The sequence below is a fragment of the Paracoccus sp. S4493 genome, assembly GCF_000967735.1.
Lineage (GTDB): Bacteria > Pseudomonadota > Alphaproteobacteria > Rhodobacterales > Rhodobacteraceae > Paracoccus > Paracoccus marcusii.
Window position 1 is genome coordinate 1 of sequence record NZ_JXYF01000108.1, and the last position, 14,198, is coordinate 14,198.

Sequence of the window (14,198 nt, forward strand, 5' to 3'; positions counted from 1 at the left end):
CGGCCGCGACGGCCCCGGCGGCGGCGCCCGACGCCGCGGCGGAACCCGCCACCCCGGACACCGCGCCCGCACCGGCGAACTGACGACAGACACCACTGCGGGGGGCGCCAGGCGCCCCCCTTCCACTTGCGGTCCGTTGCGGCCACGGGGCGAATCGGTTATTTCGTGGGTCCCGTGATCGTCGTCATTCGGACGGCCCGCTAAGACAGAATTGTACATCACGGGGGCCTCATGGCGCGTTACATCTTCATCACCGGCGGCGTCGTATCCTCGCTTGGCAAGGGGCTGGCTTCGGCGGCGTTGGGGGCGCTGCTGCAGGCGCGGGGGTTCACCGTCCGGCTGCGCAAGCTGGACCCGTATCTGAACGTCGACCCCGGCACGATGAGCCCGTTCGAGCATGGCGAGGTCTTCGTCACCGATGACGGGGCCGAGACCGACCTGGACCTGGGCCATTACGAACGATTCACCGGCGTCGCCGCGCGCCGCACCGACAGCATCAGCAGCGGGCGCGTCTATTCCAACGTGCTGGAGAAGGAACGCCGGGGCGAATACCTGGGCAAGACCATCCAGGTGATCCCGCATGTCACCAACGAGATCAAGGACTTCCTTGCGATCGGCGACGACGAGGTCGATTTCATGCTGTGCGAGATCGGCGGCACGGTCGGCGACATCGAGGGCCTGCCCTTCTTCGAGGCAATCCGCCAGTTCATCCACGAGCGGCCGCGCGGCGAGTGCATCCTGATGCACCTGACCCTGCTGCCCTATCTGGCCGCCAGCGGAGAGCTGAAGACCAAGCCGACCCAGCACAGCGTCAAGGAGCTGCAGTCCATCGGCCTGGCCCCCGACGTGCTGGTCTGCCGCTCGGAACACCCGATCCCGGAAAAGGAACGCGCCAAGATCGCGCTGTTCTGCAACGTGCGTCCCGATGCGGTCATCCCGGCCTATGACCTCAAGACCATCTATCAGGCGCCCCTGGCCTATCATCGCGCGGGTCTGGACCGCGCGGTGCTGGACGCCTTCCAGATCAGCCCCGCGCCGCGTCCCGACCTGTCGCGGTGGGAAGACGTGATGGACCGGCTGGAGCATGCCGAGGGGCAGGTGAACATCGCCATCGTCGGCAAGTACACCCAACTGGAGGACGCCTACAAATCCATCGCCGAGGCGCTGACCCATGGCGGCATGGCCAACAAGGTCCGCGTCAAGGCCGACTGGGTCGACAGCGAAAAGCTGGAGGGCGAGGGCGCGCATCTTCTGGACGGCTATCACGGCATCATCGTTCCGGGCGGCTTCGGCGAGCGCGGCACCGAGGGGATGGTCGCGGCCGCCCGCTATGCCCGCGAGAAGAAGGTGCCCTATCTGGGGATCTGCCTGGGGATGCAGATGGCCGTGATCGAGGCCGCGAGGAACCTGGCCGACATGCCCGACGCGGGTTCCGAGGAGTTCGACCACGAGGCCGGGCAGACGCGGTTCACCCCGGTCGTCTATCACCTCAAGGAATGGGTGCAGGGGAACTATACCGTCAGCCGCAAGGTCGGCGACGACAAGGGCGGCACCATGCGCCTCGGCTCCTACACCGCCGTCCTGTCCCAGGGGTCGCGGATTTCGGACGTCTATGGCGGCGCGACCGAGATCGAGGATCGCCACCGCCACCGCTATGAGGTCGACGCGACCTATCGCGCGCAGTTGGAGGCCGCGGGCCTGCGCTTTTCGGGCATGTCGCCCGACGGCAAGCTGCCCGAGGTCGTGGAATATGCCGACCACCCGTGGTTCATCGGCGTGCAGTCCCACCCCGAGCTGAAATCCAAGCCCTTCGAACCCGCGCCCCTGTTCGCAGGCTTCGTCCGCGCGGCGATGGAGGAAGGGCGGCTGGTCTGACCGCCCCCCTGCCCGACCGGCTTGCCGCCGCGCTGTCCCTGACGGCGCGGCGGTATGCGTTCGCGCGGGTCGAACCGGTGGCCGGGCATCCGCTGGCCGGGTTCTTTCGCCGCGACGTGGCGGCGCTGGCGCGGGCGGCGGTGGCCGGGCGTCCCGAACGCCTGCTGGTGCGGGCCAGCACCGGTGCGCCGGGTTGGGCGGCGGTGCCTTGGGTCGCGTGGTTCGCGCCGCATGTGACGCGCAGCATGCGCCACGGGCTTTACGTCGCCTGCTTCGTGAACGCCCCGGACGAACGGATCGTGCTGTCGCTGCAGCATGGCGCGGCGGACGCGCTGCGCGAGCATGGCCACGACGCGGGCTTGCGCCATCTGCGCGACCGGGCGGCACGCACGCGGGACGGCCTGCCGGGGCACGGCTTTCACACCGGGCCCATCGCATTGGGGTCGGACGCGACGCTGCCGCAGGGCTATCAGGCGGGCTGCGTCCTGTCGCGCAGTTGGGATGCGGCTGCGCCCGATCCGGAGGGGTTCGACAGGGCGCTGATACGGATGCTGGACCTGTATCGCGCGCTGGTCTAGCGGGTGCCTGCGCGGCGGGTGGACAGGATCAGGTTCGTCTCTGATGTCATGACGCCGTCCAGGTCGCGGATGCGGCGCAGGACGTCGTCCAGTTCCGACAGCGACCCCGCCGCCAGGTCCACGATCAGATCCCACCGCCCATTCGTCGAATGCACCGCCGTCACCTGCGCCATTGCGGTCAGGCGGGCCATGATGCGGTCTGCGCCCCGTCCCTCGATCCCGATCAGCATCAGGCCGCGGACCGGCGCATCCTGCGCATCGGCGCGGGTGATGGCGGTGAAGCCCAGGATCTCCTGCCGCTCCAGCAGCCGGGCCAGGCGCAGGCGGACGGTCGCGCGGCTGACACCCAGCCTGTCCGCCAGGTGCAGCACAGAAGCGCGCCCGTCGCGGCGCAGCTGCGCGATCAGCGCCTGATCCAGGTCGTCCATAATGGTACCATTCCCCGCCAATATGGGCAATGATCCCGCCATTCCTGCTGCCTGTCCACTTGAAACCGACCCATATCGCGCAGCATCATGGACAAAACCCTGCAGGAGAAGACCGATGACCCCGCCCTCGCGCCAGGCGCTTGTTCCCTTTGTCAGCGTCGATCACATGATGCAGCTGGTCCATCACGTGGGCATCGAGCCGCTGCTGGTCGAACTGGCCGACGCGATCGAGGCCGACTTCCGCCGCTGGCCCGATTTCGACAAGACCCCCCGCGTCGCCAGCCATTCCGACATCGGCGTGATCGAGTTGATGCCGACGTCGGACGGACAGCATTACGGGTTCAAATACGTGAACGGCCATCCCGGCAACATGCGCCAGGGGCTGCAGACGGTCACCGCCTTCGGCGTGCTGGCCGATGTCGCGACCGGCTATCCGCTGCTGCTGTCCGAGATGACCATCCTGACCGCGCTGCGCACCGCCGCGACCAGCGCCATGGCCGCCCGCTGGCTGGCCCCGCGCGATTCGCGGGTGATGGCGATGATCGGGAACGGCGCGCAGGCCGAGTTCCAGGCCCTGGCCTTCAAGGCGATCTGCGGCATCACCGAGGTGCGCCTCTACGACATCGATCCTGCCGCCACCGCGAAATGCGCGGCGAACCTGGCCGGGCGCGGGCTGCGCGTCGTCCCCTGTGCCAGTGCCGAGGAGGCGATCCTGGGCGCGCAGATCGTGACGACCTGCACCGCGGACAAGCAATATGCCACCATCCTGTCGGACAACATGGTGGGCGCGGGCGTGCATCTGAACGCGGTCGGCGGCGATTGCCCCGGCAAGACCGAACTGCACCGCGACATCCTGCTGCGCGCGGGCATCTTTGTCGAATACCCGCCCCAGACCCGCGTCGAGGGAGAGATCCAGCAGCTGGACCCCGACCATCCCGTGACCGAACTGTGGCAGGTCATCGCGGGCCACGTGCCCGGCCGCACCCGCGCCGACCAGGTCACCCTGTTCGACAGCGTGGGATTCGCGATCGAGGATTTCAGCGCCCTGCGCCACATCCACAAGCGCCTGCAGGGCACCGGGCTGTTCCTAGACCTGGACATGATCGCCGATCCCGACGACCCGCGCGACCTGTTCGGCATGCTGTGTCGCGCGGCACCCCGGCAGGACGCCGCCTGATGTGATCGCCTGCGGCACGATCGCGAATTGCGAAGCCGCAGGTTCCGCCTTAGCTGATCGGCATGTCCATCCAGATCACCCGCCCCATCGGCCCGATCCTGCTGCTTGACGACGTCGCCCCGGGGCGGATGTCGCTGTCGGCCCTGTTCATCATGCCGGGCGATCAGCCCCCGGCCCCGGTCGCCGCGCCCTCAGGTCCGGTCGCGCCTGTGGCGCTGGCCCGCTATGACGGCGCCACCGTCTGGCGGGCGCGATTCGCGCTGCCGGCGGACCGGGCCTCGACCTATGACTGGGATGGCCAGCGGTTCGAGGTCGCGGGCGATCTGACCGGGGATCTGCGGCTGGCCTATGTCTCGTGCAACGGCGAGGAGGTCGGCGACATGGACCGCGAGGGGTCCGAGCGCAACGCCATGTGGGCGCGCCTGCGCGACGACCACCGCCGCGCGCCCTTCGCGCTGCTGCTGCATGGTGGCGATCAGGTCTATGCCGACGAGGTCACCGAGGGCCACCCGCTCAGCGACGACTGGCCCGACCGCGTGCCCGACAGTCAGTCGCCCCAAGCGCTGGACGGGCTGCGCGCGCATCTGCGCCAGCGGTTCTTCGACCGCTATGCCGCGCTTTATGGTGCGCCCGAACTGGCTTGGCTTGCCGCGCGGGTGCCGTCGCTGATGCAGTGGGACGATCACGACATCTGCGACGGGTGGGGCTCGCTTCCCCGGTCGCGCACCGAATCGGCGGTGGGACAGGCGCTGTTCGCCGCCGCGCGCGACAGCTTCCTTCTGTTCCAGCACGGCACCGTGGCGGGCGATCTGCCCGCCCGCTTCGCCGACCCGCAGGGCGGGCATCTGGGCTGGGTGATCAACGCGCCCGGCCTGCGGCTGCTGGCGCCCGACATGCGGTCCGAACGCACGCGGCGCGACATCATGGGGCCGGGCGGCTGGCAGATGATGGACGCGGAGGCGCGTCGCCAGACGCAGGGCCGCACCATGCTGATGTCCAGCGTGCCGTTGCTGGGGCCGCGCATGTCGATCCTGGAATCGCTGATGGTGGCCATTCCGCGGATGCAGAAATACGAGGACGACCTGCGCGACCAGTGGCAAAGCCGCACCCATCGCGACGAATGGCGCCGCATCCTGCGTCTGGTGCGCGACATGGCGCGCCGCGACGGCCATGACGTGACCGCCCTGTCGGGCGAGATCCACCTGGCCACGCGGGCCGAGATGGACCTGGGCGGCGGGCTGCACCTGCATCAGCTTGTGGCGTCGGGCATCGCGCATCGTGCGCCGCCAAAGGGCTGGGCCCGTTTCCTGGGCGCATTGGCTTGGCTGGGAGAGGACCCGCTGCCGGAACATCCGATCCGCATCCGGCCACTGCCCGGACAGCGCCACCGCTACATCGCGCAGCGCAACTTTCTGGTGCTGGACCGCCGCAAGGGCGCATGGCAGGCGGCCTGGGACCTGGAGGACAGTGGGCGCACCCCTGCCCTGCCGCTCTAGAACGGCAAAGGCCGCCCCGAAGGGCGGCCTTTGACTGTCGGATCATGGTGCCGCAGAAGGGACTCGAACCCCCGACCCCATCATTACGAATGATGTGCTCTACCAGCTGAGCTACTGCGGCATTCTGGTCATGGCGCGCGGATAGCATCTTCGCGCCATGACGAAAAGGGGTCAGCTGCGAAAAATTCGCATCACCGGGTCAGCGCCGTGCGCGGGTGTCCGTCCAGTCCGCCGCATCCGTCGGTTCGACATCGGGGCGGACCATGACCGGTTCCGCGGCCGGGGTGGCAGCCTGCTCCGGTTCGGGCAGCGGCGCGGGCTGTGGCATGGGCTCCGGTTCGGTGACCAGCACGGGCTCCGGCGTGGTCACGGTCGAGGACGGCTCGTCGATGACCCGATAGTCGCTTTCGCGCGGGACCATGCCGGGGGCGACGACCGCCTGCTCGACCCGACGCGGGGCGGGCTTGCCTTCGGGCTCTGCCGGGCCGGGCGGGTGCGGCTGCACGGGTTCGGTCAGGTCCGGCACGTCATCCGCGGGCTTGGGCGCACCGACCAGCAGCGGCAGCATCTCGGCGCCCGTGGCCGATGTCGTGCTGTGCCGCGTCTCGGGTTCGCGCCAGGTCAGCGTGTCAAAGCCGCCACAGCTGTCGCAGACCGGGGCCCAGGCCTGCATGACATTGTGGCACTTGTCGCAGCACCACTGGGGTCCACGCGATGCCGACAGGGCACGCGTCAGCCAGCCACGCACGACGCTGTCGTCGGCACCCTCGCCGCGTTCGACGGCAGCCATGATGGACAGGGTCCGCACGGTCGGATGCTTTTCCGCCAGATCACCCAAGGCGCGGCGCGCGCCGGGAAAGTCCTCTGCGGCCAGCAGCAGTTCGGCCTTCAGCAGGCGGGTTTCCTCGTGATCGGCGTTCTTCTTGATCAGCGCGTCAAAGCGGCGCAGGCGGGCGGCCGGGGTCTCGTCCGGGACGATCTCGGCATAGGCGGCCGCGACGTCGGGATGCGGACGCACTGACCAGGTCTTCTCCAGGATCCGCGAGGCGTTGCGGTAATCCTTCTGCGCGACATAGCTGCGCGCGGCCAGAACGGCGGCGGGGACCAGGTCCGGCGACGCCTTGGCGGCCGAGATCGCCGCCTCGCGCGCGCTGATGGAATTGCCGTGTGCCAGCACGTCGCTGGCCTCCTGCAGGGCTAGGACGGCATCGCGGCGCAGTGCCACGTCCTTGGGCAGGTCGCCCTGCGTGCGCTTGTCCTTCAGGGTCTGGCGGGCACCTTTCCAGTCCTGTTCCCGGGTCTGCAGGTCCAGCAGGGTGTCCTGAACCTCCTTGTGGCGCGGCTTCAGCGCATAGGCCTTCTGCGCCAGCAGCAGCGCCTTGTGGGTGTCACCCTCCGCCAGCTTCTGGCGCATCAGCCCGCGGATGCCCACAAAGCGGGTGCGGTCGTCGTCCAGCAGCGTGCGATAGATGCCGATGGCCTTGCCGGTGTCGCCCGACGTCTCGGCCGCCTGCGCGGCCAGAAGGTTCGTCAGATGCGGCTGGTTCAGGTACTTCGCGGCCTTCGCGGCCTTGTCCTGTGCCAGCTTCCCCTCGCCCGAGGCGACGGCCAGCATGCCCTCGCCAAAGGCGGCATAGCCCTTGCGCTCGCGCGAGCGGGCGAAATGGCGGTTGATGGCGGTCTCGTCGCCCACCAGGAACCGCAGGACGGCCAGTGCCAGCCCCAGCAGCTTGAAGATCAGCCAGGCGGCGATCATCAGGACGAACAGCGCCACCAGCGCCTTCAGCGGCGATAAAGCGTATTCGATGCCGCCATATTCGATGCGCAGCACCTGCCCGGTTTCGGACAGTTGGACCGCCCCCAGGGCCAAGGCCAGGACGACGGCAAAAAAGAACAAGATTTTCAGCAGTGACAACAGCATCGGGCGGCCCTCAGTTCGTGCCCGAGGACAGGTCGGACAATGCCGCCCGTGCCTGGGAATAGGCGGTTGCGCGGGACAGCCAGTCGGCCATCGCGGGAGCTGCCGTGGCGGGCTCCGGCAGGGCCTGCATCTGCGTCAGCGCGGCGTCGATCCGGCCCGCCTGCACGTCGGCATCGGCCCGCGACAGGATCGCGTCGGCATCGTCGCCCTCGCGCGGTTCGACCGACCGGGCGCCCGTCTGGGCGCGCAGGAAGTTGGTCAGCAGGTTCCCCTCGCCGCTGGCGCTGGTGTCGCGCAGGCTGGCGCGCAGCGCGGCACGCGCGGCCTCGGGGAAATCGGCCTGCAGTTCGGTCAGGCTGGGCACCTGCGCCTGCAGCGCTTCGGGCGTGTCCAGCCCCGCACCTTCCAAAGCCTCGCGGGCCTGGTCGGGCGTCACGCCCGCGTCCAGCGCGGTCTGCAGCGCGGCGATGGCGGCCACGGCCTCGGCCCGGCGGGTGCTTTCGGTGGCGGCACTCTGCAGCTCCTCGGCTTGGGCGCGGGTCTGGTCCAAGCTGGATTGCGCGTCGGCGGCGGCTGCCTCGATCTGCTGCTGCAGTTCGGCCGCGGCCTCGGGGTCGAAGGCTGGGCGCGCCGCCAGTTCGTCCAGGCGGGCCTGCTGTTCGTCCAGACGGTCGCGCAGGGCGGCAAGCTCCTCCGTGCCAGCAGCCGGCGTCGCGTCGCCGACGGCCTGCGGGACATCCGATTCGGGGGCGGGCTGACCAAGGGCCGCGACCTGCTCCTCCAGCGCCTCGATGCGGGGCATCAGATCGTCGGGCACGCCACCGGCGGCCGGGGCCGCGGCGATCGCCTGTTCGGCGGCCTCGCGTCCGGCCTGCGAGGCTGCGTCGATCATCGCCTGATCGTCACCCTGCTGCGCCATCGGCGCGGCAGGCAGCCAACCCGCGGGCAGATGCGGCAGCGCATAGATCGTGGCGGCGGACCCCAGCCCGGCCGCGACGACGCCGCCCAGGACCACGGGCCAGAAGCCGGTCTTGCGCACCGGCGCCGCCGCTTTCGCGGGCGTCGTGTGCGGGGGCACGCTGTCGGTCTTGGGCTGATCGGATTTGGGCTGATCGGATGTCGGGGCGAAGGGGGTGTCCTTCGGCGCAGCCTTCGCGCGCGTGCCGGGCGCGGGCTTCTTCTCCGCCGCGGGCATGGTGTCGGTGCCGTCGCCCACCAAGGCCGACGACGCGGGGCGAACCTCTCCGGGCAGGCCCGCCTGCGCGGGGGTGCCTGCGCCCACGGGCGCGTGGTCGATCACGCCGACATGGGCAGGGATCTTGCGGATCTCGGGTCCGGTAGTGGATTCGTTGGCCGGGGACTTGTCCCCGCTGATGGTGTCTTTCGGTGTCTTCACGTCCCTGTCCCCGTCTTGTGCCCGTATGGATGGCGGTCGCGCGGCACATGCGCCGGCCGCAGCCTAATCAGCGCGGGCTGAACGCTCAACCCGCCCATCTCAGCTTTGTTCCGCAGCCAGCATCGCGCGGATTGCCGCATCCATCGCCCGGCCCGACGGCTGGTCGGCGACCGCCCGGCGCGCGGCGGGCGCGGTCCAGGCCGCAGCCGCGGCATCGCTGATCGCGACCAGCCACAGGGGCGCCCGCGCCCCCGCCGCCATCCCCGCCAGAAGCCGCGCCGATCGCGGCGAATAGACCGGCACCACCACCGGGCGCGCGCCCATCAGCGCCGCGCGGGCGCGGGCCGTCAGGGGCTGGGGCCGCTGGTCATAGACGACGATTCCCGGCACGGCCAGCCGCTGTGCCAGGTGCCGCCCGTGCGGATGGACCAACGGAACCGGGCTGGCCGCGATCAGGGGCACCAGGCTGTCGGCGGTGCCCGCCCCCTGGATCACCGCGAATCCCGCGTCGCGCGCCACCTGGCCCGTACGTTCACCGACGCAGATCGCGGGCCGGCCGCGCCCCGGCCCCGCGGACGCCACCGCATGGGCCGAGGTGAAGACCAGACCGGGCGCCCGAGCCAAGGCTGCGCCGTCATGGTCCACCGGCACGATCTGCAGGATCGGTGCCACGATGACATCCGCGCCGATCCGCGCGGCGGTACGCTCGGAATCGTCGCCGGGGCGGGTCATCAGCAGGATCGGGCGGGGCGCGGGCGGCATTGGCATCCTGTCGGGCGGGTGTTACGCCCCTGTGGGTACGCGTCCCCCCTCATCCGGGCAAGAGCCATGACCGAGACGATCTTTCTGGGCATCGAAAGCAGCTGCGACGACACCGCCGCCGCGGTGGTCACCGGCGACCGGCGCATCCTGTCCAGCGTGGTCAGCAGCCAGTCCGACCTGCATGCCGATTTCGGCGGCGTCGTGCCCGAGATCGCGGCCCGCGCGCATGCCGAACGCCTGGACCTGGTCGTCGAACAGGCGCTGGCTGATGCCGGGCTGGGTCTGGACGCGCTGACGGGCGTCGCGGTCACCGCCGGGCCCGGCCTGATCGGCGGCGTGATGGCGGGCGTGATGTGCGCCAAGGGCATCGCCGCGGGCACCGGCCTGCCGCTGGTGGGAGTGAACCACCTGGCAGGCCACGCCCTGACCCCGCGTCTGACCGACGGGATCGACTATTCCTATCTGATGCTGCTGGTGTCGGGCGGGCATTGCCAGTTCCTGCGCGTGGACGGGCCGGACGCCTTCACCCGCCTTGGCGGCACCATCGACGACGCGCCCGGAGAGGCCTTTGACAAGGTCGCGAAACTGCTGGCCCTGCCGCAGCCCGGCGGCCCGCATGTCGAGGCCGAGGCGGCTGGCGGCGACGCCCATCGCATCCCCCTGCCCCGCCCGCTGCTGGACCGCCCCGGCTGCGACATGAGCTTTTCGGGGCTGAAGACCGCTGTGCTGCGCGCCCGCGACACGCTGATCGCGGATCAGGGAGGCCTGCGCGCCGCCGACCGGCGCGACCTGTGCGCGGCCTTCCAGTCGGCCGTCGCCGATGTGCTGGCGGAAAAGTCGCGCCGCGCGCTGGCGCTGTCGCCGGTGCCGGTGCTGGCCGTCGCCGGGGGTGTCGCCGCGAACGGCGAGATTCGCGCGGCGTTGGAACAGGTCGCGACACGCGCCGGCGCGCGTTTCCTAGCCCCGCCCCTGCGCCTGTGCACCGACAACGGCGCGATGATCGCATGGGCCGGGATCGAGCGGTTCCGCATGGGTCAGCGTGACAACATGACGCTGTCGGCGCGCCCACGCTGGCCGCTGGATCAGGGCGCCGCGCCCATGCTGGGCAGCGGCAAGCGGGGGGCCAAGGCATGATCGGCATTCTGGGCGCGGGCGCCTTTGGCACGGCGCTGGCCGTGGCGCTGACCGCCAACGGGCCGGTGACCCTGTGGGGCCGCCGCATCGACTGGCAGGGGGAAAACCCGCGTCTGCCCGGCGTGGCCATGCCCGATGCGGTGACCGTGACGCAGGACCTGGACGCCGCGCTGGCCTGCGACACGATCCTGCTGGCGCTGCCCGCGCAGGCCCTGGGGGCGTTCCTGGACGAACAGGGCCCGCGCTTGGCGGGCAAGGCGCTGGTCAGCACCGCCAAGGGGATCGACCTGCACCATCTGACCGGACCGTCGGCGCTGATCGCGCAGGCGGCGCCCGATGCGGTGGTGGCGGTCCTGACCGGGCCTTCCTTCGCCGCCGACATCGCGCGTGGGTTGCCCACGGCGCTGACGCTGGCCTGTGCGGACGGAGCCGCGGCGCAGGTGCTGCAGGACCGCCTGTCGACGCCGGTCCTGCGGCTTTACCGCACGACGGACGTGGCCGGGGCCGAACTGGGCGGCGCGTTGAAGAACGTGATCGCCATCGCCGCGGGCACGGTGATCGGCGCGGGCTTGGGCGACAGCGCGCGCGCCGCCATCATCACCCGCGGCTTTGCCGAGATGACGCGGCTGGCCATCCATCTGGGCGCGCGGCCCGAGACGCTGACCGGGCTGTCCGGCCTAGGCGACCTGACGCTGACCTGCACCTCTGCGGGGTCGCGGAACTTCCGGTTCGGCTGTGCGATCGGGTCGGGATCGGCCTGGGACAGCGCGACCACCGTCGAAGGTGCCGCCACCGCCCGCGCCTTGGCGCTGATGGCGGCGCGCGACGGGCTGGACCTGCCCATCGCCGCGATGGTCGCCCGCCTTGCCGAGGGGCGCGTTTCGGTGGAAAAGGCCATGGACCACCTGCTGAGCCGACCCCTGAAGGAGGAATGATGCCCCTGTTCGCCGTGATCTGCCGGGACAAGCCCGGTGCGCTGCAAGTCCGCCTGGACACCCGCGACGCCCATCTGGCCCATATCCGCGACAGCGGCATCGTGGCGATGGCCGGTCCCCTGATGGAGGACGGGCAGATGTGCGGATCGCTGGTCGTCCTGGACACAGACGATCTGGACGCCGCGCAGGCCTGGGCCGCGGCCGATCCCTACAAGGCGGCGGGGCTGTTCGCCTCGGTCGACGTGATCGCCTGGAACAAGGTCATCGGCTGATGGCGCATTGGCTGTTCAAGTCCGAACCCGACGTTTTCGGCTGGGACGACCTGGTCGCCCGGGGCGACGCGGGGGAACAATGGGACGGGGTGCGCAACTATCAGGCGCGCAACAACATGCGCGCGATGCAGGTGGGCGAACTGGGCCTGTTCTATCATTCCAACATCGGCAAGGAGGCCGTGGGCATCGTCGAGGTGATCGCCCTCGCCCATCCCGACACCACCGCGTCCGACCCGAAATGGGAATGCGTGGACATCCGCGCGGTGCGCAAGCTGCCCCGCGCGATCAGCCTGGACGAGGCCAAGGCCGAACCCCGGCTGGGCGACATGGTGCTGGTGAACAATTCGCGCCTGTCCGTGCAGCCGGTCAGCGATGCGGAATGGGCGGTGATCCTGGAACTGGCGGGCGACCGGGGCTGACGGCTTCGGTTGCGGCGCGCGACCGGCCCGCCAAGGCGCCGGATCGCGGCCGCGCTGCGGGCACACCCCGTCCCCGCGATGGTTCCGGGCTTCTGCCCTCGCCCCAGCATAGGGGCGCGCGGGGGCGCGTGGCAAAGGCCGAACGCGTCCAGTTTTACGCGTTTGCGCTTCAATCCCGGGCGGTCGCGCGCTAGGGTCGCGGCCGTTCCCATCCCTGCACATCCCCTTGGAGGTCCCATGTCCCAACGTCTGCATCTTGTCTTCGGAGGAGAGCTGGTCGACCCGTCCAGCACCAAGTTCCGCGACCCCTCGCAGATCCACATGGTCGGCATCTTCCCCGATTACGACAGCGCCTTCGCCGCCTGGAAATCCGAGGCGCAGCGCACCGTCGACAGCGCCCATACCCGCTATTTCATCGCCCATCTGCACCGCCTGCGCGACGAGGAACGCGCCGTCAGCGCGACCGAGGAACTGGGCGACTGATGGCCACGGCGGGGTCCGGGCTGGGCCAGCTGGGGCTGTGGCTGCATCTGCGCGGCCGCCGCGGCGACGGCCCCGCCCTGCCCACCATCCCCGCCGGCACCGGCCCCGCACTGGCCATCCACACCAGCGCCGACGCCCTGCGCGCCGAACCCCAGATCCTGGGCCGCCTGTCGCGTGCGCGGCCCGGCCTGCGCCTGGTGCGCCTGTCGGCCCAGGGACCGGACGATCCGGGCGACGACCCGGCGCTGGTGTCGCAGGTGCTGGACCGGGCAAGGCCGCGTGCCGTCCTGCTCTTGGGCACCGACCTGCCGCCGGCGCTGATCGCGGCCGCCGTCGCGCGCCAGATCCCGGTCATCCTGGCCGAATTCCGGCTGACGGGCAGCGATCTGGGCTGGGGCCTGCATGCCCGGATGCGTCGCCAGCTGCTGTCGCAGATGCGGGCGGTGATGGTCTGCGACGCGACCAGCCTCGATCTGGCCCGGCGCATGGGCCTGGGCGCGAGCGATCTGGCGATGACCGGCCCCGTATCCGAGATCCGCGAACCGCTGCGCTGTTCGGAAACCGAACGGGCATCGATGGCCCAGCAGATGAACGGCCGCCACGCCTGGTTCGCGGCCAGCCTGCCCCCGGCCGAGGAACAGGCCATCCTGTCCGCCCATCAGGCCGCCCTGCGCCGGTCGCACCGGGCCCTGCTGATCATCGCGCCCGATGATCCAAGGCGCATCGACGGCCTGGCCCGCGACATCGAGGCCTGCGGCCTGACCGTCGCCCGCCGCAGCGAGGACGAGGATTTCGGCGACGAGATCCAGGTTCTGCTGACCGACGGCCCGACCGAGATGGGCCTGTGGTACCGGCTGGCGCCCGTCAGCTTCATGGGCGGCACCCTGTCGGGCGACGCCGACGCGATGCGCCACCCCTTCGAACCCGCGGCCCTGGGATCGGCCATCGTGCACGGGCCGCAGGCCGGGCCCCATGCGACCGAATGGCAGCAGCTGACCGGCGCCCATGCGGTGCGTCAGGTCCGCACCGCGGACGACCTGGCCCAGGCCGTCACCGAACTGACCCAGCCGGAAACCATCGCCACGCTGGCCAGCAATGCCTGGATGGTCAGCACCGGCGGCGCCGATGTCGCGATCCGCATCGCCGACCGGGTGATCGCCGCCTTGGACCCTGTCGAAAGCCCCGCCCCATGACGATGACCCGCGCCCCCGGCTTCTGGTTCCGCACCCCACCCACCGCCGCGGCCCGCCTGCTGGCGCCCCTGGGGGCGGCCTATGCCCACGCCACGGCCCGCCGCCTGGCGCAGGGCGCGCGGGCGCGGG

14 protein-coding genes, 1 tRNA gene and 1 pseudogene are annotated in these 14,198 nt (G+C 70.7%); 11 read left to right on the forward strand and 5 right to left on the reverse strand.

The features are described 5' to 3' along the window. Nucleotides 1–231 precede the first annotated feature (231 nt). Nucleotides 232–1,875, forward strand: coding sequence for a CTP synthase (locus TW83_RS13470; RefSeq protein WP_045983291.1), 1,644 nt, complete (start codon nucleotides 232–234; stop codon nucleotides 1,873–1,875). After that, nucleotides 1,764–2,453 (forward strand): DUF3578 domain-containing protein, encoded by a 690-nt coding sequence (locus TW83_RS13475; protein ID WP_084697492.1) that lies wholly within the window; start codon nucleotides 1,764–1,766, stop codon nucleotides 2,451–2,453. Before TW83_RS13470 ends, TW83_RS13475 begins: the two co-directional genes overlap by 112 nt. On the opposite strand, the gene TW83_RS13480 is transcribed toward TW83_RS13475, so the two are convergent. After that, complete coding sequence (locus TW83_RS13480) at nucleotides 2,450–2,881, reverse strand: Lrp/AsnC family transcriptional regulator (protein WP_045983293.1); 432 nt, start codon at nucleotides 2,879–2,881, stop codon at nucleotides 2,450–2,452. The two genes, TW83_RS13475 and TW83_RS13480, sit on opposite strands and share 4 nt — an antisense overlap. A gap of 115 nt (nucleotides 2,882–2,996) precedes the next feature. On the opposite strand from TW83_RS13480, the gene TW83_RS13485 reads away from it, so the two are divergent. Further along, nucleotides 2,997–4,058, forward strand: coding sequence for an ornithine cyclodeaminase (locus TW83_RS13485; RefSeq protein ID WP_045983294.1), 1,062 nt, complete (start codon nucleotides 2,997–2,999; stop codon nucleotides 4,056–4,058). Nucleotides 4,059–4,120: 62 nt separating this feature from the next. Continuing rightward, on the forward strand, nucleotides 4,121–5,554 hold the full coding sequence (locus tag TW83_RS13490) for an alkaline phosphatase D family protein (protein ID WP_045983295.1): 1,434 nt from the start codon (nucleotides 4,121–4,123) through the stop codon (nucleotides 5,552–5,554). 45 nt (nucleotides 5,555–5,599) lie between these two features. Here TW83_RS13490 and TW83_RS13495 read toward each other — a convergent pair. The 4 genes from TW83_RS13495 to TW83_RS13510 all read right to left on the reverse strand — a co-directional run bounded on the left by TW83_RS13495 (nucleotide 5,600) and on the right by TW83_RS13510 (nucleotide 9,633). Beyond that, nucleotides 5,600–5,675 (reverse strand) — tRNA-Thr (locus tag TW83_RS13495). Nucleotides 5,676–5,753: 78 nt separating this feature from the next. Further along, the gene (locus tag TW83_RS13500) at nucleotides 5,754–7,451 is read right to left on the reverse strand and encodes a heme biosynthesis HemY N-terminal domain-containing protein (RefSeq protein WP_239441347.1); all 1,698 of its coding nucleotides are present in this window, start codon (nucleotides 7,449–7,451) and stop codon (nucleotides 5,754–5,756) included. 34 nt (nucleotides 7,452–7,485) lie between these two features. Beyond that, entirely contained in the window at nucleotides 7,486–8,871 is a 1,386-nt protein-coding gene (locus TW83_RS13505) for a hypothetical protein (RefSeq protein ID WP_052714895.1), read from the reverse strand. A 99-nt stretch (nucleotides 8,872–8,970) separates the two neighbouring features. Continuing rightward, a complete protein-coding gene (locus TW83_RS13510) occupies nucleotides 8,971–9,633 on the reverse strand; it encodes a uroporphyrinogen-III synthase (RefSeq protein WP_045983298.1) in 663 nt (220 codons plus the stop codon). 66 nt (nucleotides 9,634–9,699) lie between these two features. Between TW83_RS13510 and tsaD the strand changes: the two genes are divergently transcribed. The 7 genes and pseudogenes from tsaD to TW83_RS22080 all read left to right on the forward strand — a co-directional run. Then, nucleotides 9,700–10,767: a tRNA (adenosine(37)-N6)-threonylcarbamoyltransferase complex transferase subunit TsaD gene (gene tsaD, locus TW83_RS13515; RefSeq protein ID WP_045983299.1), complete on the forward strand. Its 1,068-nt coding sequence runs from the start codon at nucleotides 9,700–9,702 to the stop codon at nucleotides 10,765–10,767. Beyond that, complete coding sequence (locus TW83_RS13520; RefSeq protein ID WP_045983300.1) at nucleotides 10,764–11,702, forward strand: NAD(P)H-dependent glycerol-3-phosphate dehydrogenase; 939 nt, start codon at nucleotides 10,764–10,766, stop codon at nucleotides 11,700–11,702. The genes tsaD and TW83_RS13520 overlap by 4 nt, the downstream gene beginning before the upstream one ends. Continuing rightward, nucleotides 11,702–11,974 (forward strand): YciI family protein, encoded by a 273-nt coding sequence (locus tag TW83_RS13525; RefSeq protein ID WP_045983301.1) that lies wholly within the window; start codon nucleotides 11,702–11,704, stop codon nucleotides 11,972–11,974. The genes TW83_RS13520 and TW83_RS13525 overlap by 1 nt, the downstream gene beginning before the upstream one ends. Beyond that, entirely contained in the window at nucleotides 11,974–12,393 is a 420-nt protein-coding gene (locus tag TW83_RS13530; RefSeq protein WP_045983302.1) for an EVE domain-containing protein, read from the forward strand. The genes TW83_RS13525 and TW83_RS13530 overlap by 1 nt, the downstream gene beginning before the upstream one ends. A 237-nt stretch (nucleotides 12,394–12,630) precedes the next feature. After that, nucleotides 12,631–12,876, forward strand: coding sequence for a DUF4170 domain-containing protein (locus TW83_RS13535; RefSeq protein ID WP_045983303.1), 246 nt, complete (start codon nucleotides 12,631–12,633; stop codon nucleotides 12,874–12,876). Further along, nucleotides 12,876–14,069, forward strand: coding sequence for a glycosyltransferase N-terminal domain-containing protein (locus TW83_RS13540; RefSeq protein WP_045983304.1), 1,194 nt, complete (start codon nucleotides 12,876–12,878; stop codon nucleotides 14,067–14,069). The genes TW83_RS13535 and TW83_RS13540 overlap by 1 nt, the downstream gene beginning before the upstream one ends. A gap of 2 nt (nucleotides 14,070–14,071) precedes the next feature. Beyond that, nucleotides 14,072–14,198: pseudogene (locus TW83_RS22080) on the forward strand (tetraacyldisaccharide 4'-kinase); the annotation flags it as partial.

Excerpts from the sequence above, each read along its gene's own strand:
- TW83_RS13470 (WP_045983291.1), top strand. The coding sequence starts at position 232 with ATGGCGCGTTACATCTTCATCACCGGCGGCGTCGTATCCTCGCTTGGC.
- TW83_RS13480 (WP_045983293.1), bottom strand. The coding sequence starts at position 2,881 with ATGGACGACCTGGATCAGGCGCTGATCGCGCAGCTGCGCCGCGACGGG.
- TW83_RS13485 (WP_045983294.1), top strand. The coding sequence starts at position 2,997 with ATGACCCCGCCCTCGCGCCAGGCGCTTGTTCCCTTTGTCAGCGTCGAT.
- TW83_RS13490 (WP_045983295.1), top strand. The coding sequence starts at position 4,121 with ATGTCCATCCAGATCACCCGCCCCATCGGCCCGATCCTGCTGCTTGAC.
- TW83_RS13510 (WP_045983298.1), bottom strand. The coding sequence starts at position 9,633 with ATGCCGCCCGCGCCCCGCCCGATCCTGCTGATGACCCGCCCCGGCGAC.
- tsaD (WP_045983299.1), top strand. The coding sequence starts at position 9,700 with ATGACCGAGACGATCTTTCTGGGCATCGAAAGCAGCTGCGACGACACC.
- TW83_RS13520 (WP_045983300.1), top strand. The coding sequence starts at position 10,764 with ATGATCGGCATTCTGGGCGCGGGCGCCTTTGGCACGGCGCTGGCCGTG.
- TW83_RS13525 (WP_045983301.1), top strand. The coding sequence starts at position 11,702 with ATGCCCCTGTTCGCCGTGATCTGCCGGGACAAGCCCGGTGCGCTGCAA.
- TW83_RS13530 (WP_045983302.1), top strand. The coding sequence starts at position 11,974 with ATGGCGCATTGGCTGTTCAAGTCCGAACCCGACGTTTTCGGCTGGGAC.
- TW83_RS13535 (WP_045983303.1), top strand. The coding sequence starts at position 12,631 with ATGTCCCAACGTCTGCATCTTGTCTTCGGAGGAGAGCTGGTCGACCCG.
- TW83_RS13540 (WP_045983304.1), top strand. The coding sequence starts at position 12,876 with ATGGCCACGGCGGGGTCCGGGCTGGGCCAGCTGGGGCTGTGGCTGCAT.